The organism is Streptococcus sp. SN3 (assembly GCF_030439905.1).
This window is the reverse complement of record NZ_JAQFJF010000002.1, coordinates 322,165-338,276: the sequence shown is the minus strand read 5'-3', so window position 1 is coordinate 338,276 and position 16,112 is coordinate 322,165. Positions and strand designations below refer to the sequence as shown.

The 16,112-nt window shown below is 46.6% G+C and carries 14 protein-coding genes; 6 read left to right on the top strand and 8 right to left on the bottom strand.

The genetic code is table 11. The annotated features are described in order from the left end of the window. Positions 1-3: 3 nt before the first annotated feature. The 6 genes from PCY71_RS05635 to PCY71_RS05610 form a co-directional block, all read right to left on the bottom strand. Positions 4-1,356 (bottom strand): APC family permease, encoded by a 1,353-nt coding sequence (locus tag PCY71_RS05635; RefSeq protein WP_002907227.1) that lies wholly within the window; start codon positions 1,354-1,356, stop codon positions 4-6. Between the two features lie 75 nt (positions 1,357-1,431). After that, entirely contained in the window at positions 1,432-2,031 is a 600-nt protein-coding gene (locus tag PCY71_RS05630; protein ID WP_002910578.1) for a HutD family protein, read from the bottom strand. Positions 2,032-2,043: 12 nt separating this feature from the next. Then, complete coding sequence (locus tag PCY71_RS05625) at positions 2,044-3,717, bottom strand: formate--tetrahydrofolate ligase (RefSeq protein ID WP_032912533.1); 1,674 nt, start codon at positions 3,715-3,717, stop codon at positions 2,044-2,046. A 66-nt stretch (positions 3,718-3,783) separates the two neighbouring features. Beyond that, positions 3,784-4,410: a cyclodeaminase/cyclohydrolase family protein gene (locus PCY71_RS05620; RefSeq protein WP_002903831.1), complete on the bottom strand. Its 627-nt coding sequence runs from the start codon at positions 4,408-4,410 to the stop codon at positions 3,784-3,786. Between the two features lie 14 nt (positions 4,411-4,424). Continuing rightward, positions 4,425-5,324, bottom strand: coding sequence for a glutamate formimidoyltransferase (ftcD, locus tag PCY71_RS05615; RefSeq protein WP_002903832.1), 900 nt, complete (start codon positions 5,322-5,324; stop codon positions 4,425-4,427). Between the two features lie 115 nt (positions 5,325-5,439). Further along, positions 5,440-7,470, bottom strand: a complete 2,031-nt coding sequence (locus PCY71_RS05610) for a urocanate hydratase (RefSeq protein ID WP_002903833.1) — start codon at positions 7,468-7,470, stop codon at positions 5,440-5,442. Between the two features lie 199 nt (positions 7,471-7,669). Between PCY71_RS05610 and hutI the strand changes: the two genes are divergently transcribed. The 4 genes from hutI (at position 7,670) to rpsR (ending at position 10,186) form a co-directional block, all read left to right on the top strand. Continuing rightward, positions 7,670-8,935: an imidazolonepropionase gene (gene hutI / locus PCY71_RS05605; RefSeq protein ID WP_002901391.1), complete on the top strand. Its 1,266-nt coding sequence runs from the start codon at positions 7,670-7,672 to the stop codon at positions 8,933-8,935. A gap of 178 nt (positions 8,936-9,113) precedes the next feature. Next, positions 9,114-9,404, top strand: coding sequence for a 30S ribosomal protein S6 (gene rpsF / locus PCY71_RS05600; protein WP_002901389.1), 291 nt, complete (start codon positions 9,114-9,116; stop codon positions 9,402-9,404). A gap of 11 nt (positions 9,405-9,415) precedes the next feature. Then, the gene (locus tag PCY71_RS05595; RefSeq protein ID WP_002896496.1) at positions 9,416-9,910 is read left to right on the top strand and encodes a single-stranded DNA-binding protein; all 495 of its coding nucleotides are present in this window, start codon (positions 9,416-9,418) and stop codon (positions 9,908-9,910) included. 36 nt (positions 9,911-9,946) lie between these two features. Continuing rightward, entirely contained in the window at positions 9,947-10,186 is a 240-nt protein-coding gene (rpsR, locus tag PCY71_RS05590) for a 30S ribosomal protein S18 (RefSeq protein ID WP_000068664.1), read from the top strand. Positions 10,187-10,287: 101 nt separating this feature from the next. Here rpsR and PCY71_RS05585 read toward each other — a convergent pair whose 3' ends face one another. Beyond that, positions 10,288-10,959, bottom strand: a complete 672-nt coding sequence (locus PCY71_RS05585; protein ID WP_002910572.1) for a DUF1129 family protein — start codon at positions 10,957-10,959, stop codon at positions 10,288-10,290. An 18-nt stretch (positions 10,960-10,977) separates the two neighbouring features. After that, positions 10,978-11,922 carry a magnesium transporter CorA family protein gene (locus PCY71_RS05580; protein WP_048772384.1) on the bottom strand — a complete coding sequence of 315 codons (945 nt, stop codon included), beginning with the start codon at positions 11,920-11,922 and terminating at the stop codon, positions 10,978-10,980. Between the two features lie 128 nt (positions 11,923-12,050). Here PCY71_RS05580 and uvrA point away from each other — a divergent pair, with 128 nt between their 5' ends. Beyond that, entirely contained in the window at positions 12,051-14,882 is a 2,832-nt protein-coding gene (gene uvrA, locus PCY71_RS05575) for an excinuclease ABC subunit UvrA (RefSeq protein WP_048772387.1), read from the top strand. Positions 14,883-15,034: 152 nt separating this feature from the next. Continuing rightward, positions 15,035-16,096, top strand: a complete 1,062-nt coding sequence (locus tag PCY71_RS05570) for a Xaa-Pro peptidase family protein (protein WP_048772390.1) — start codon at positions 15,035-15,037, stop codon at positions 16,094-16,096. The last annotated feature ends 16 nt before the right edge of the window (positions 16,097-16,112 follow it).

Here is a 16,112-nt window from a genome sequence, read left to right as displayed (position 1 = left end):
GATTCATTCTCCTTCTTGTTCAAGAACTTTATTTTTACAAATCAGTACTATATAGATAAAGTATACTGCACTGGCGATAAGGACACCGATGAGGCCGTAAACATAGTTCATTGGGTTTTCACCCCAAATCATGACGAGGCTGACTAGAACCGCCAAAATTGGAATTACAGGACCAAATGGAACTCGGAAGACCACTTTCTTATCTGGATATTTCTTTCTTAATACTAGTACAGCTAGAGCAGTTGGAATGTATTGGAAGAAGCGGAAGACCACGCTGAGAGCTGCTAATTCTTCAAATTTACCAGAGAAGAGCAGGGCGATGGCCAGGATTCCTGAAATAATAATGGCAACTATAGGGGCATTTTTAGAATTGGTTTCTGCAATTTTCTTAGGAAGCAGGCCTTCATTTGCGATAGCTGCACCATAACGCGGAACCATGACGGACTCCCCGATATTAAGACCAGTGATAGAGATGAGTGCTCCAATGGAAATAATCCAAGCACCAGCAGGGCCAATCATCTCAACAAAGGCGTCTTGTACAGAAGCATCTGTTTGCAAGATACGGCTGCCCAGCATGGCGATGGTTCCAGCGATAATCAACATATAGAGAACTGATACAATACTGATAGAGCCCAAGATAGCCCGAGGTACATTCTTTTCTGGGTTGCGCATTTCACCGGCAACGATAGACATGGTTTCAAATCCGATAAATCCGTAGAAGATATAAATGGCTGTACTTGAGATAGCCTTCATGATATCTACTTTAGGATCTAGTTGTAGAAACGGAGTGAAGTTACCTTTATCAATTCCCGATTTAATAAAGAAAATTGCGCATAAACTAAAGGCAACGATTGGAATGAGTTTAGCTACAGTAGCAGTCAAGGTAAATATTTTTGAAGTCTTAAGACCAGATATATTCATCAAGCTAAGCAAAATAATTAGGCTCACACTGAGCAAAAGTTCATAAGGTTCAAAGGCTTTAAAAGTGATGACAAAAAGTCTTGCAAATGCTGCTGCCATAGCGGCCCAAGCGATAATGGTTACGACCCATCCCAGAAAACCGACATTAAAGCCTACAAAGTTTCCAAAGGCTGCTTTGGAATATTGGAAAGCTCCGCCGTTTTTATTAAAATAACCTGCAGTTTCTGCCAAGCAGACGGCTAAGAGAATAACGAGGAGGGCAGTTCCAAGCATGACAGCTAGAGAGGCAGGACCAAGTCCTTTATAAATCTTTTGCGGTAGGAGGAAAATCCCTGATCCGATAACGGCATTGATACCGTAGAGGGTTGCACCGGAAAAGCTGAATTTCGCTTTTTCCTGTTCTTGTTCTTGTGCAGTGAGTTTAGTTGCATCCATAATAATGTTTCTCCTTTAGAGATATGGGATCCTTTCCAAGTAAAGATAGAATGGTAACAAGACATCATGGTATCTTTACTTAGTAGGGATGTGGGTCAAACCAGCCCATATAGCAAGGGGAGCACCCTTTGGCTGGTTACTCGAAAACATTATATGCAGCTCAGTTTCCTGAGTCTCTTTTTCCACTATCAGAAGCTGCTCTGCCTCTAGGTTAAGTGCTGGCAGGTTTGTTCCCGTTACCGTCAGATCCTCTAAGGCATAGATAAATTGAATTTCGTCATCTCGGCTAAGCTCTTGCCCATTTGAGATGGCAATCATCTGTCCCTGATAATGGTCGCTGTAGATTAAGTTAAAGTCGGTACAAGTCCCCCGACTTGTGATAGAATCACTCCCTTCAAAGGCGTAGGGAGTAAAGGGAGCTAGAACCGTTTCCTCTTGCCGGCTGGCATTGTGGAGATGGAGTGTGTGGTCCAGGCTCACGAGAATGCGGTGAAAGCCACTGAGGTCAGAAAACTGACTTTCAGCCAACTCCACAGTTGCTGTCGAGAGTCGATAGTCAAAGTTCCGCTTGCCATAGTGGCCAGTTGGCGGGGAAAGATAAAGCTGTTTTGTCTTTCCCCCCGACCAATCGGAAACTTGAAAATCGTTTGCTCTTAAAAGGGTTATATGTGTCATTTTTAATATTTATTAGAACAAACCGCTGATATTGCCGTCTTTGTCAACATCAATCTTTTCGCTGGCTGGTACCTTAGGCAATCCTGGCATGGTCATAATCGCACCAGTCAAAGCAACAATAAAGCCTGCACCAGCAGAAACTTTGAGCTGGCTGATTGTCACAACAAAGTCTTTAGGTGCGCCTAACTTTTTAGCATCGTCTGAGAAAGAGTACTGAGTCTTGGCCATACAGATAGGATAGTTGGAGAAGCCCAGCTCTTCCAGTTGTTTGAGCTCGCGTTTAGCAGCAGGAGTCAGGCGAACACCCTTGCCTCCATAAACCTTAGTAACAATTTTGTTCAGCTTGGTTTCAATAGAGTCCTCTTCATTATATACAAATTGGAAGTGATTGTCTCCTTCGGCCAGTTCCACGACTTTTTCAGCCAATTCTTTACCGCCGGCTCCGCCATTTGCCCAGACATCAGAAATCACGATGTCAACGCCGCGCTTTTGGCAGGCCTCATAAACTGCTTGCAATTCTGCTTCGGTATCCAGCGGGAACTTATTGATGGCAACGACTGCTGGCAATCCATAAACATCTTGAATGTTTTCCAGATGTTTTTCCAAGTTTGGCAGACCATCTACAACGGCTTGGACATTTTCTTCAGCCAGATCACTCTTAGCCACACCGCCGTGCATCTTGAGAGCACGGATGGTAGCAACCAGAACTACAGCCGCTGGACGAAGACCAGATGTACGACACTTGATATCAATGAATTTTTCAGCACCGAGGTCAGCACCAAAACCAGCTTCTGTGACTGCATAGTCGGCATATTTGAGAGCTAGCTTGGTAGCTAGGACACTGTTACAGCCATGAGCAATGTTGGCAAAAGGTCCACCGTGAATCAAGGCTGGTGTGTGTTCCAGTGTTTGAACCAAGTTTGGATGGATGGCGTCTTTGAGCACAGCAGCCATAGCGCCACCAGCTTTCAAGTCCTTGGCAGTTACTGGCTTACCTTCAAAGCTGTAGCCAATGATGATTTTTTCCAAACGGTTCTTGAGGTCAGTGATATTTTCTGACAGACAGAGAATAGCCATAACCTCAGAAGCAACTGTAATGTCAAAACCATCTTCACGTGGAACACCGTTGACTTTACCTTGCAAGCCGTCTACGATGTGGCGCAGTTGCCGGTCATTCATATCCACTGCCCGCTTCCAAGTGATGCGGCGAGAGTCGATGCCTAAGGCATTGCCATGATGGATGTGATTGTCAATGAGGGCCGCCAGCAGGTTGTTGGCAACACCGATGGCATGAAAGTCACCAGTGAAGTGGAGGTTGATGTCCTCCATGGGTACCACCTGAGCGTGTCCACCGCCAGCAGCTCCGCCCTTGATACCAAAGACAGGTCCGAGAGAAGGCTCCCGCAGAGCGATAACGGCTTTTTTACCGATAGCAGCCAAAGCATCGACCAATCCGACAGAGGTAGTGGTCTTGCCTTCTCCGGCTGGTGTCGGAGAAATAGCTGTCACGAGAATCAGTTTGCCGTCTGGCTTGTCTTTTAAGGCTTCCAGTTGGCCGGCACTGATTTTTGCCTTGTAATTTCCATAAAGAGACAAGGCATCTTCAGCAATTCCTAGCTTTTCTGCCACCTCTTTGATGGGCTTCATTTGAACCGAATTCGCAATTTCAATATCTGATAAAACCATATTGTTACCTCTTGAGAAGAGGAAGTCCATTCATGGGAAAGAGTGGACTTCTCTTCCGTTTATCTATTAGACAACTTTCAAAATCTCTTGATAAATTTCATCGGCTAGGACGCAGCCTTTTTGCAGGAGATCTTCACCCTTGCTGCGGTAGTCTGCGACGAATGCTTCATCCTTGACACCTGACAGGTTGATGAGGACATTGAGCCAAGCCCCTTGCAGGCCAGCCTTAAGGTTGAGGGCTGCTACTCCCAGGTCGCTGGCAGCATTGGTATTGGACTTGCCAACAGCCTTTTGAGTTGTTTGCAGGGCAACCAAGATGTCTTCCATCATGCCATAAGGTGACTTGGTCGCTTCCTTGAGGGCTTGCTGCATCGCTTCCCGTCGGGCAGCCTTGTCTTCCTCTGTTTCCTTAGGCATATCAAAGACGGCGGAGACTAGATTGAAGGCTTCAGTGTCCTTGTCAATAGCTGCGAGCAGGCTTTCTTGGAGTCGAGCACTTTCTGCGTGCACTTGAGCAATTTCTGCTTCAAATTCTGCGTATTTTTTCTTACCAAGGGTCAATTCACAGACCATCTTAGTCAGGGAAATACCGTTCGCTGCTGAAAGAGCAGCGGCAGAGCCGCCTCCCGGTGCAGGAGCATCTGAGCCTAGGACTTGGGCAAAGTCTGTCAAACTTAAATCTACTAATTTCATAGTTTTCTGTCCTCCTAGCCCAGCAAATGGTTTTCCAGAACTTGCTTGCCGTAGTCAAAGTCTTCGATTTGCAGATAGTATTCTGCTGCGTCAATCAAAGCCTTAGCTGGTGCCAAGCCAATGACTTCTGAGCCGAGGATTCCAACTCCGTAACGTTTGGCTTCAAAGCGAACAGTTTCAAAGACACGATAGAGTGGGAATTTTTCCAGATTGACCATGTTGATAGAAACCTGAGCAATGTTGCGGTCTTCCAGCATAACGCCGATCGCTTTACAGTACTTGTAACCACCGCTTGATCCACGGATGATTTTGGCAATATTGTTGGCAATTTCCAGATTGTCTGTATCCAAGTTGATGTTGTAGGCGATGAGCGGCATTCTAGCACCGACAGCAGTAACACCTGCAGTTGGGTGAATCTTTCTTTCACCGTAGTCAGGCGCCCAGTCAGGTTCCAAGAGTTTTTCAGGCATGCCTTCAAATTGTCCTTTACGAACCTTAGCCAAGTTCTTACGCTCAGGACGAGTCGCTGCATCTTCATAGAGGAAGATAGGGATACCGAGCTCACGGTTGATTCGCTCAGATACTGTCTTCGCAATTTCTACGCATTCCTCACTTGTGATGTCCTTGATAGGTACAAAAGGCAGGACATCAGTTGCGCCCATACGAGGGTGTTCACCCTGGTGCTTGGTCAAGTCAATATTTTCAGAAGCGTATTTAACCAAACGGAAAGCAACTTCCTGAATGTTTTGGTCATCACCGACCAAGGTAAAGACGCTGCGGTTGTGGCTGGCATCAGAAGAGTGGTCCAAAAGTGTTACGCCTGGCACGCTCTTAGCTACTTCAACTAGACCGTCAATAACCGCTTGATTGCGGCCTTCAGAAAAGTTAGGAATACATTCAACAATTTTTGCCATAAGATATTACCTCGTGATATATATTATTAAAAATTACAAAGTGAATAAAGTGGAACTTCCAGCTGAGCTAGGTGTGAGGCCTAGCTCAGTTCAGAAGTTGGGGGACAAGTTTTTCCTATTCGAACAACTTTTTAACAGATTCTTTGACCAAATCTTCGTCAGTTAAGTATGGAATGGTAATGTGGTCTGTGCCTTGGTGGAGGCGGTTGTACTCGATAGCTGTCTCAATAGCATGCTCATTGCGAGCCCAGTTACGACGTGCAACTCCGCCGATTGTATCCCAAGCGATAGCAGATTTGATGATTTCATCAATACGTTTACTACCGTCTAATACTAAGCCAAAGCCACCGTTGATTGCTTTACCGATACCAGTTCCGCCACCGTTGTGGAGAGCTACCAGACTCATACCACGAGCTGCGTTACCAGCGTAACATTGCACGGCCATGTCGCAAGTAACATTAGAACCGTCCTTGATATTGGAAGTTTCACGGAATGGTGAGTCGGTACCAGATACGTCGTGGTGGTCACGGCCGATCATGACAGGACCAATCTTGCCTTCGCGTACTAATTCATTGAACTTGAGGGCGATATTGACGCGACCCATACAGTCTTGGTAGAGAATCCGAGCCTGAGTTCCAACAACCAACTGGTTCTTTTCTGCATCGCGGATCCAGTTGTAGTTATCGCGGTCTTGGTAGCGCCGGTTAGGGTCAATCACTTCCATAGCTGCGTGGTCAGTAGCGACCAGGTCTTCGTGTTTACCGCTCAGACATACCCAACGGAAAGGACCATAACCATAGTCAAAGAGCATTGGACCCATAATATCTTCTACATAAGATGGCCAGATGAAGCCGTCTTTGTCGTCAAAGCCATTCTTAGAAATTTCCTTGATGCCAGAGTCATAGACTGCCTTCATAAAGGCATTACCGTAATCAAAGAAGTAGGTGCCGTTGCTAGTCAAGGTCTTGATCGCCTTGAAGTGACGTTCCAAGGTTTGGTCAACCAACTTAACAAAGGTTTCCTTGTCTTCAGCTAGGAGGCGAGTCCGTTCTTCAAAGCTGATACCAGCCGGACAGTAGCCGCCGTCATAGACATTGTGGCAAGAAGTTTGGTCAGACAGTAGGTCTACATGGATATTGTTTTCGTTGACATATTCCAATAGGTCTACGATGTTACCATGATAGGCAATGGAAGTTGATTCACCAGCTTCCAGGGCTTTCTGAGCTAGCTCGATTGCTTCTTTTGGACTTTCAGCCAATTGGCTAATCCAGCCTTGGGAGTGGCGAGTTTCAATCCGAGATTGGTCTACTTCAGCTACGATTGCCACAGCTTTAGCAATTTCGGCCGCTTTCCCTTGAGCTCCACTCATGCCACCCAGACCAGAAGAGATGAAGAGTTTGCCAGTCAGATCGCCGTCGTCAGCTACGCCCAGTTTCAAGCGTCCAGCATTGAGGAGGGTGTTGAAAGTACCATGGACGATACCTTGAGGGCCGATGTACATCCAGCCGCCGGCTGTCATTTGACCATAGTTGGTCACACCCATTTCTTCCGCAATTTCCCAGTCCTTCATATTGTCATATTCACCGACCAAGAGGCCGTTGGTGATGATAACACGAGGTGCTTCTGGTTTAGATTTGAAAAGTCCAAGTGGATGGCCAGATTCCACGACCAAGGTTTGATGGTCGGTCATGATTTCCAAGTATTTCTTGATCAGGTTGTACTGCATCCAGTTAGCGCAGACAGATCCAGTTTCCCCATAAGTAACCAATTCATAAGGATAAAGGGCGATTTCAAAGCTCAGGTTGTTGTCAATCATGACCTGCATAGCTTTGGCTGCGGTACAGTTCCCTTTGTACTCATCAATTGGTTTGCCATAGATGCGTTCTTTTGGACGCCAGCGGTAGCCATAAATCCGTCCGCGAGTCTTCAGTTCTTCTAAGAATTCTGGAATCACTTCCTCATGGAATCTCTTTGGAATATAGCGAAGGGCATTTTTAAGAGCAATTTCGGTTTGAGCTTGAGTCAAACGAAAGCCCCGGTCAGGTGCTCGACGGATGCCTTCTTGGAAAACTGTTTTTTCAGGCAGTACATCGTCTAATTTGACGGTCATTGCTGCTGCAATTTCATTTTCGCTAAAGTATGACATGAAAAATCCTCCTTTTAGTCAAGTGTAAAATATCTTTCTCCTACATTCTATAAGACTCCCGTCCATAAAGAGTCAAGAAAATGACAAAAGCAGTAAAAAAAGAGAGGCTCCTATCTTTTGCAAGCTTTTGACTATAATTTGACGATAGTGTATTATGATGAAAAGCAAATATGTCGGAAAATGAAATGGAGGAACAAGCATGACTGCTGATTTACTATTAACTCACTTTAATCAAGTCTTCTGTCCCAAGGATCTTGGCCATCCCCTTTTTGGCGAGGAGATGAAGGAAGCTCAGGTCTTGGAGGACGGCTACATTGCAGTCAAAGACGGCAAAATCCTAGCAGTTGGCAGCGGAGAGCCGGATGCCAGTCTGGTTGGACCAGATACTAAGATCCAGTCTTATGAGGGCAAGATTGCTACACCTGGCTTGATCGACTGTCACACTCACTTGGTCTATGGCGGCAGCCGGGAGCATGAATTTGCTAAGAAATTAGCCGGAGTCCCTTATCTGGAAATTCTTGCCCAAGGCGGCGGTATTCTCAGTACAGTCCGGGCAACGCGAGAAGCTTCTTTTGACACTCTCTACGATAAGTCTAAGAGACTGCTGGACTATATGCTACTGCATGGGGTAACGACTGTTGAGGCCAAGAGTGGCTATGGTTTGGACTGGGAAACAGAGAAGCGCCAGCTGGATGTCGTTGGGGCTCTGGACCGTGACCACGAGATTGACCTCGTTTCTACCTTTATGGCTGCCCACGCCGTTCCACCAGAATACAAGGGACATTCCCAGGAATATCTGGAGCTCATCGTCGAGGAAATGCTTCCTCGGGTAAAGGCAGAAAATCTAGCTGAATTCTGTGATATTTTCTGTGAAAAAGGTGTCTTTACAGCTGACGAGTCACGCTACCTGCTTTCTAAAGCTAAGGAAATGGGCTTCAAGCTTCGTATCCATGCTGATGAAATCGAATCTATCGGTGGAGTAGATGTAGCAGCTGAACTAGGAGCAACTAGTGCAGAGCACTTGATGGTAGCGACCGATGAGGGCATTCGCAAGATGGCAGAAGCCAAGGTTATCGGCAATCTCCTGCCGGCAACTACTTTCAGTCTGATGGAAGATACCTATGCACCAGCCCGCAAGATGCTGGAAGCTGGTATGGCCATCACTCTGACCACAGACAGCAATCCAGGCTCTTGTCCGACAGCTAATCTGCAGTTCGTCATGCAGCTGGGCTGCTTTATGATGCGTCTGACGCCAGTAGAAGTTCTCAACGCTGTAACCATCAATGCGGCCTATTCAGTTAACCGTCAAGATAAGATTGGCAGCTTTGATACTGGCAAGCAGGCGGACATTACTATCCTAGACGCTAAGAATATTGACTATCCACTCTATTTCTTTGCGACTAACCTGACCCATCAGGTCTACAAGGCTGGAAAACTGGTCGTCGATCAAGGAAGAATTGTCTAGCCTCTCTAAAAACGAATCGTATTTTTCGGACTCTCTCTGGTGACAGGGAGAGTTTTCTTTATATCAAAACTTTCCCTTGCCATTCTGCTGGAAGTCTGCTATAATAGTTATTTGTGAGCAAACCTCACTTACCCCTTGCAAAGTCTTGGGGTCATTAGACCAAAAGGAGGAAAAATCAATGGCTAAATACGAAATTCTTTATATTATTCGTCCAAACATTGAAGAAGAAGCTAAAAACGCTTTGGTAGCACGCTTTGACTCTATCTTGACTGACAATGGTGCAACTGTTGTTGAATCAAAAGACTGGGAAAAACGTCGTCTTGCATACGAAATCCAAGATTTCCGTGAAGGACTTTACCACATCGTTAACATTGAAGCAAACGACGATGCAGCTCTTAAAGAGTTTGACCGTCTTTCAAAAATCAACGCTGACATTCTTCGTCACATGATCGTCAAACTTGACGCTTAAGAAGGTAGACTATGATTAATAACGTTGTACTGGTGGGTCGCATGACCCGTGATGCCGAGCTTCGCTATACTCCGCAGAACCAAGCGGTCGCAACATTTACTCTGGCTGTCAATCGCAACTTTAAAAATCAAAGTGGCGAGCGAGAAGCGGACTTTATTAATGTTGTCATCTGGCGCCAGCAGGCAGAAAATCTTGCAAACTGGGCTAAAAAAGGAGCCCTGATCGGAATTACAGGTCGTATTCAAACGCGTAACTACGAGAATCAGCAAGGCCAGCGTGTCTATGTCACAGAAGTTGTTGCGGACAATTTCCAACTCTTGGAAAGTCGCTCTAATCGTGAAGGTCAGTCATCTGGCGGTTACGGTGGGAACAGCTTCGGCGGCAGCTCTGCTCCAAGTTATGGCAGTGCAGACTCGTCTAACCAAGTACCGAACTTTTCTCGTGATGAGAGCCCATTTGGCAATTCTAACCCGATGGATATCTCAGACGACGATCTACCTTTCTAAGGACCGAATCTAACTATAATATAAAGGAGAAAACACATGGCTCAACAACGTCGTGGCGGATTCAAACGCCGTAAAAAAGTTGATTACATCGCAGCGAACAAAATTGAATATGTTGATTACAAAGATACTGAGCTTCTTAGCCGTTTCGTTTCAGAACGTGGGAAAATCCTTCCTCGTCGTGTAACAGGAACTTCAGCTAAAAACCAACGTAAAGTAACAACAGCTATCAAACGCGCTCGCGTAATGGCTTTGATGCCTTTCGTAAATGAAGACTAATTAGATTCCCTGCCTCGGCAGGGATTTTTTAGATAATAGAAGAATTGTATAATAAAAAGACAGTTTGATTTGAACTGTCTTTTTAAGTATTTAAAGATTTCTTATCTCGTTGGTCCCATAGTCGCGCTCTTGATGTTGAAGCGTTTTTTGAGATAGAAGCGCAGGGCTAGGGTAATAGCACCGACAATAGCAACTACGATATTGGACAGGCGGGGGTTGAGGAATTCAGGCAGGAGACTGGTCAGGACGATGGACATGCTCCAGAGGAGAATAGCCGCTGCCATGGTAAGGATGGATTTGAGCAGCTTAGGGCGCTGACTGCGGTCCTTATCTGGTCCGTAGAAACGGTAGATAAAGTGGTAGAGGGCATAGAAAGAAAGGCCGCCGACGATGCTTCCAAGAACGAGAGTCGTCAGTCCATAGACAGATGGCTGAGAGGAAGCCAGATTGACGATTGAGGTAAGGAGGGTAAAGAAACCAAAGATAAAGAGGACAGAGTCCAGCATCATCCATTTAGGATCGTCATTTTCCTTTGGATGATCGGCATCATAGCGCTCTTTTGCGGTCAGAGAAGCTGCCCAAGTGGTTGGGGCTCCGTAGAGGCCGCGAGCTGTGATTCCCTTGGTTTGATTTTCCAGGATTTCCGGCAGAATGCCTTCTAATATGGTCTGGATTTCCTGATCAGATTTGCCGTCTTGTAAGAGCTGGTTAGTCGCGATATGGATAAATTCTTTGTTTTTTTTGCTGAGTTTGTCGAGGGATACTTGTGACATAGGCGTTCTTTCTAAAGGTTAAAATAGTTTTTTGTGCATGAGATAGGCCATGACCGAAGCACTCATGGCAAAGGCGATGAACATGATAATCCAGAAGGCATGTGGTTCACCGTTGAGAGGCAGTTCGTTATTTTTGAAGTTCATCCCATAGGCCGAGAAAATCATGGTCGGAATCGACATGACAATGGTCACCAGAGCCAAGGCTTTCATGATATTGTTCTGGTTATTAGAAATGATAGAGGCAAAGGTCTCAGTCATACTGTGGAGGATGTTGCCGTAGATATCAGCCATCTCAATGGCCTGCTGGGTCTCAATCAAGGTATCTTCCAGCAAGTCCTCGTCTTCCAGATATTTCTTGATATTACTAGTAGAGCTGGTCAGCTTCTTAATCACGCGCTCATTTGTCTTAAGGGAGGCCTTGAAATAGACGATGGTCTTTTCCAACTCCATGAGCTCAATCAGTTCTTCATTTCGCGTGGACTTGTGCAGTTGACTTTCAATCTGCTCACTCTTGCGGTCAATGGAGCGCAGGGCTGTCAGATACAGCTCGGCATTGTGGTAGAGAATCTGAAAGATGAAACGTGACTTCATAAAAGTATAGAAGTTGCGCAGGCGCCTATGAATGAAGATGTCCAGCAGAGGTAATTTTTCCAAACAAGTGGTAATAATAGCCTCTTCCGTGATGATAATACCAAGGGGGATCGTGACATAGTAAGTCTGGTTATTCCGCTCCTCAGTGATGGGCACGTCAACGATGATCAGTGTATACTCATCCTCGATCGTAAGTCGGGACATCTCTTCTGCATCGAGCGGCGCTCGCAGGTCAGTGATGTCAATGCCAAAGGCGTTGGCGATTTCGATTGATTCGCTCTGGGAAGGATTGACAAGATTGATCCAAGTGCCCGATTCGAGCGCATCAATCTCTTTGAATTCTGTCGTAGTAGATAAAAAGACTTGCTTCATGATCTTTTTCCTTTCCAGAGTGTTTTTTGCATACCGTACTATTATACTACAAATTCGGGCTTTTGGGGCAAAAGTTTGCAGAAAAATTTGTTATAATGGAGAAGGTTTATAAGTGAAACGAGGTCAAGATGCAAGATAAAATTGTGATTCATGGAGCGCGAGCTCATAATTTAAAAAATATTGATGTAGAAATTCCGCGGGACAAGCTAGTCGTGGTGACGGGGTTGTCTGGTTCAGGCAAGTCCAGTCTGGCTTTTGACACCCTCTATGCCGAGGGGCAGCGCCGCTATGTGGAGAGCCTGTCGGCCTATGCTCGGCAGTTTTTGGGCAATATGGAAAAGCCGGATGTGGACTCGATTGATGGTCTCAGCCCGGCTATTTCCATCGACCAGAAGACGACCAGTAAAAATCCCCGCTCAACGGTGGGAACTGCAACCGAAATCAATGACTACTTGCGCCTGCTCTATGCTCGTGTTGGAACGCCATACTGTATCAACGGTCATGGAGCTATTAAGGCTTCGTCTGTTGAGCAGATTGTTGACAAGGTCTTGGAATTGCCAGAGCGTCAGCGGCTGCAGATATTAGCCCCGGTCATCCGCAAGAAAAAGGGCCAGCATAAGACCGTTTTTGATAAGATTCAGAAGGACGGTTATGTCCGTGTGCGCGTGGATGGCGATATTTACGATGTGACGGAAGTGCCAGAGCTTTCTAAGAGCAAGCAGCATGATATTGAGGTCGTAGTAGACAGAATTGTTATCAAGGAAGGGGTGCGCAGCCGCCTCTTTGACTCGGTCGAAGCTGCTCTGCGGATTGCTGAGGGCTATGTGGTGATTGATACTATGGACGGCCAAGAGCTTCTCTTTTCTGAGCATTATGCCTGTCCAGTCTGTGGCTTTACAGTCCCAGAACTAGAGCCACGACTCTTCTCTTTCAATGCGCCCTTTGGCTCCTGCCCGGACTGTGATGGTCTGGGAGTTAAGCTGGAGGTGGATCTAGATGTGGTTGTGCCAGAAGCTGGCAAGACCTTGCGCGAAGGAGCACTAGCGCCTTGGAATCCCATCTCCTCCAACTACTATCCACAGATGCTGGAGCAGGCCATGGCAGCCTTTGGTATTGATATGGACAAGCCATTTGAGGAGCTGACGGAGGAAGAAAAGCAGCTGATTTTCTTCGGCTCAGATGGGCGAGAGTTCCATTTCCACTATGAAAATGAATTTGGCGGTGTGCGCGATATTGATATTCCTTTTGAGGGGGTTGTCACCAATATCAACCGTCGCTACCATGAGACCAATAGTGATTTTACTCGGACGCAGATGCGGGCTTATATGAATGAGCTGACTTGTGCGGCTTGCCATGGTTATCGACTCAGCCCTCAGGCCTTGTCTGTCAAGGTTGGTGGCGAAGATGGCTTGCATATCGGTGAGATTTCAGACTTGTCCATCGCAGATCATTTGGTCCAGTTGGACAAGCTTAGCTTGACTGAAAATGAAGCTACGATTGCGCGCCCTATTCTCAAAGAAATTCACGACCGCCTGACCTTCCTCAATAACGTTGGCCTCAATTACCTGACTTTGTCTCGCTCGGCAGGAACTCTATCAGGAGGCGAGAGCCAGCGGATTCGCTTGGCGACTCAGATTGGTTCTAACTTGAGTGGGGTCCTCTATATCCTGGACGAGCCCTCTATTGGCTTGCACCAGCGTGACAATGACCGCCTAATTGCCAGCCTCAAGAAGATGCGTGACCTGGGCAATACTCTCATCGTGGTTGAGCATGATGAGGATACCATGCGAGAGGCTGACTGGCTGATTGATGTGGGACCAGGAGCTGGTGTTTTCGGCGGTGAAATCGTCGCAGCCGGCACTCCTGCACAAGTGGCTAAGAGCAAGAAATCCATCACAGGCCAATACCTGTCAGGTAAGCGCGAGATCCCAGTACCATTGGAACGCCGTGTAGGCAATGGCCGCTTTATCGAAGTGACAGGTGCTCAGGAAAATAACCTGCAGAATATCACGGCCAGATTCCCCTTGGGCAAATTCATCGCTGTGACAGGAGTTTCTGGGTCTGGCAAGTCAACACTGGTCAACTCTATTCTTAAAAAAGCCATCGCCCAAAAACTCAACCGCAACTCTGCTAAGCCAGGTAAGTTCAAGAAAATCAGCGGCATTGAGCATGTGGACAGACTGATTGATATTGACCAAAGTCCGATTGGTCGGACACCGCGCTCTAATCCGGCCACTTATACTGGAGTCTTTGACGATATTCGCGATCTGTTTGCCAAGACCAATGAAGCCAAGATTCGCGGCTACAAGAAGGGCCGTTTCAGCTTTAACGTCAAGGGCGGTCGCTGTGAGGCCTGCTCGGGTGATGGGATTATCAAGATTGAGATGCACTTCCTGCCTGACGTCTATGTGGCCTGCGAGGTCTGTCACGGCACTCGCTATAATAGCGAAACTCTGGAAGTCCACTACAAGGAGAAGAATATCGCTCAGGTTCTGGACATGACGGTCAATGATGCGGTAGAGTTCTTCCAGCACATTCCCAAGATTGCCCGCAAACTCCAGACTATCAAGGATGTGGGACTAGGCTATGTGACTCTAGGGCAGCCAGCCACAACCTTGTCAGGTGGTGAAGCTCAGCGGATGAAACTGGCCAGCGAACTTCACAAGCGCTCGACTGGTAAGTCCTTCTATATCTTGGATGAGCCGACCACGGGTCTGCATTCTGAAGATATTGCCAAGCTCCTTCAAGTGCTATCACGCTTTGTGGACGATGGCAATACAGTCCTCGTTATCGAGCACAATTTGGATGTTATCAAGACAGCTGACCATATCATTGATTTGGGACCGGAAGGCGGTGTCGGTGGCGGTACGATTATTGCGACGGGGACACCGGAAGAAGTCGCAGCTAATCCAGCCAGCTATACCGGTCAATATTTGAAAGGCAAGCTGCACGTAAAATAATTCATCAAATCCCTGTTTGATATTAAAAACAGGGATTTTTCATGTCAGAGAATGCTCGTTGGATTCTAATTCCTGGATAAGGTTTGTCAAAAAATGTCCTATTTGACTGGTTTTTTGATATAATAAGCTTAGTTATTTCACGGAGGTGCCTCATGTTATCAAGAGTTGAAAAGTTTGAAGCAGCATTGGCTCAGACAGACTGCGATGCTGTTTTAGTAACCAATCTGAAAAATATTTACTACCTGACTGGTTTCAGCGGGACAGAAGCGACAGTTTTCATCAGCAAAACACGTCGGATTTTCCTAACGGATGCGCGCTATACGCTGATTGCCAAGGGAGTAGTCCAAGGTTTTGATATTGTCGAAACACGCGACGCGATTGGTGAGATTGTCAAGATTATTGCGGATGACAAGCTGCAAAAAATCGGTTTTGATGACGAGATTTCCTATGCCTACTTCAAGATGCTGGAAAGTGTCTTCTCGGCCTACGAACTAGTTCCCATGACGGGCTTTATTGAAAATCTGCGCATGATTAAGGATGCTCAGGAAATCGCGACCACTCGCAAGGCCTGTCAGATTTCTGATCAAGCCTTCCTAGATGTACTGGACTTTATCAAGCCTGGTGAGACGACAGAGCTGGCTGTCATGAACTTTTTAGATGCCCGTATGCGCCAGCTAGGTGCTTCAGGTGCCTCTTTTGACTTCATCATCGCTTCGGGCTACCGCTCTGCTATGCCGCATGGTGTGGCTAGTGACAAGGTTATTCAAAAGGGTGAAACCCTGACCATGGACTTTGGCTGCTACTACAATCACTATGTCAGCGATATGACGCGGACTGTTCATGTAGGGCAGGTGACGGATGAGGAACGGGAGATTTATGATATCGTCCTGCGCAGCAATCAAGCCCTGATAGAAGCAGCCAAGGCTGGTCTTAGCCGAATTGATTTTGACCGGATTCCGCGCCATATTATTAACGATGCTGGCTACGGTCCTTACTTTAGCCATGGGATTGGTCACGGTATCGGCCTGGACATCCATGAGATACCTTACTTCGGCAAGTCAGAAGAGCCGATTGAGGCGGGCATGGTCCTGACTGATGAGCCAGGTATCTATCTGGATGGCAAATACGGCGTCCGCATCGAAGACGATCTCCTCATCACAGAAACAGGCTGCGAAGTCCTAACTCTTGCGCCGAAAGAGTTGATTGTTATTTGAGAATTATCAGGCTTTA

Excerpts from the sequence above, each read along its gene's own strand:
- PCY71_RS05635 (WP_002907227.1), bottom strand. The coding sequence starts at position 1,356 with ATGGATGCAACTAAACTCACTGCACAAGAACAAGAACAGGAAAAAGCG.
- PCY71_RS05630 (WP_002910578.1), bottom strand. The coding sequence starts at position 2,031 with ATGACACATATAACCCTTTTAAGAGCAAACGATTTTCAAGTTTCCGAT.
- PCY71_RS05625 (WP_032912533.1), bottom strand. The coding sequence starts at position 3,717 with ATGGTTTTATCAGATATTGAAATTGCGAATTCGGTTCAAATGAAGCCC.
- PCY71_RS05620 (WP_002903831.1), bottom strand. The coding sequence starts at position 4,410 with ATGAAATTAGTAGATTTAAGTTTGACAGACTTTGCCCAAGTCCTAGGC.
- ftcD (WP_002903832.1), bottom strand. The coding sequence starts at position 5,324 with ATGGCAAAAATTGTTGAATGTATTCCTAACTTTTCTGAAGGCCGCAAT.
- PCY71_RS05610 (WP_002903833.1), bottom strand. The coding sequence starts at position 7,470 with ATGTCATACTTTAGCGAAAATGAAATTGCAGCAGCAATGACCGTCAAA.
- hutI (WP_002901391.1), top strand. The coding sequence starts at position 7,670 with ATGACTGCTGATTTACTATTAACTCACTTTAATCAAGTCTTCTGTCCC.
- rpsF (WP_002901389.1), top strand. The coding sequence starts at position 9,114 with ATGGCTAAATACGAAATTCTTTATATTATTCGTCCAAACATTGAAGAA.
- PCY71_RS05595 (WP_002896496.1), top strand. The coding sequence starts at position 9,416 with ATGATTAATAACGTTGTACTGGTGGGTCGCATGACCCGTGATGCCGAG.
- rpsR (WP_000068664.1), top strand. The coding sequence starts at position 9,947 with ATGGCTCAACAACGTCGTGGCGGATTCAAACGCCGTAAAAAAGTTGAT.
- PCY71_RS05585 (WP_002910572.1), bottom strand. The coding sequence starts at position 10,959 with ATGTCACAAGTATCCCTCGACAAACTCAGCAAAAAAAACAAAGAATTT.
- PCY71_RS05580 (WP_048772384.1), bottom strand. The coding sequence starts at position 11,922 with ATGAAGCAAGTCTTTTTATCTACTACGACAGAATTCAAAGAGATTGAT.
- uvrA (WP_048772387.1), top strand. The coding sequence starts at position 12,051 with ATGCAAGATAAAATTGTGATTCATGGAGCGCGAGCTCATAATTTAAAA.
- PCY71_RS05570 (WP_048772390.1), top strand. The coding sequence starts at position 15,035 with ATGTTATCAAGAGTTGAAAAGTTTGAAGCAGCATTGGCTCAGACAGAC.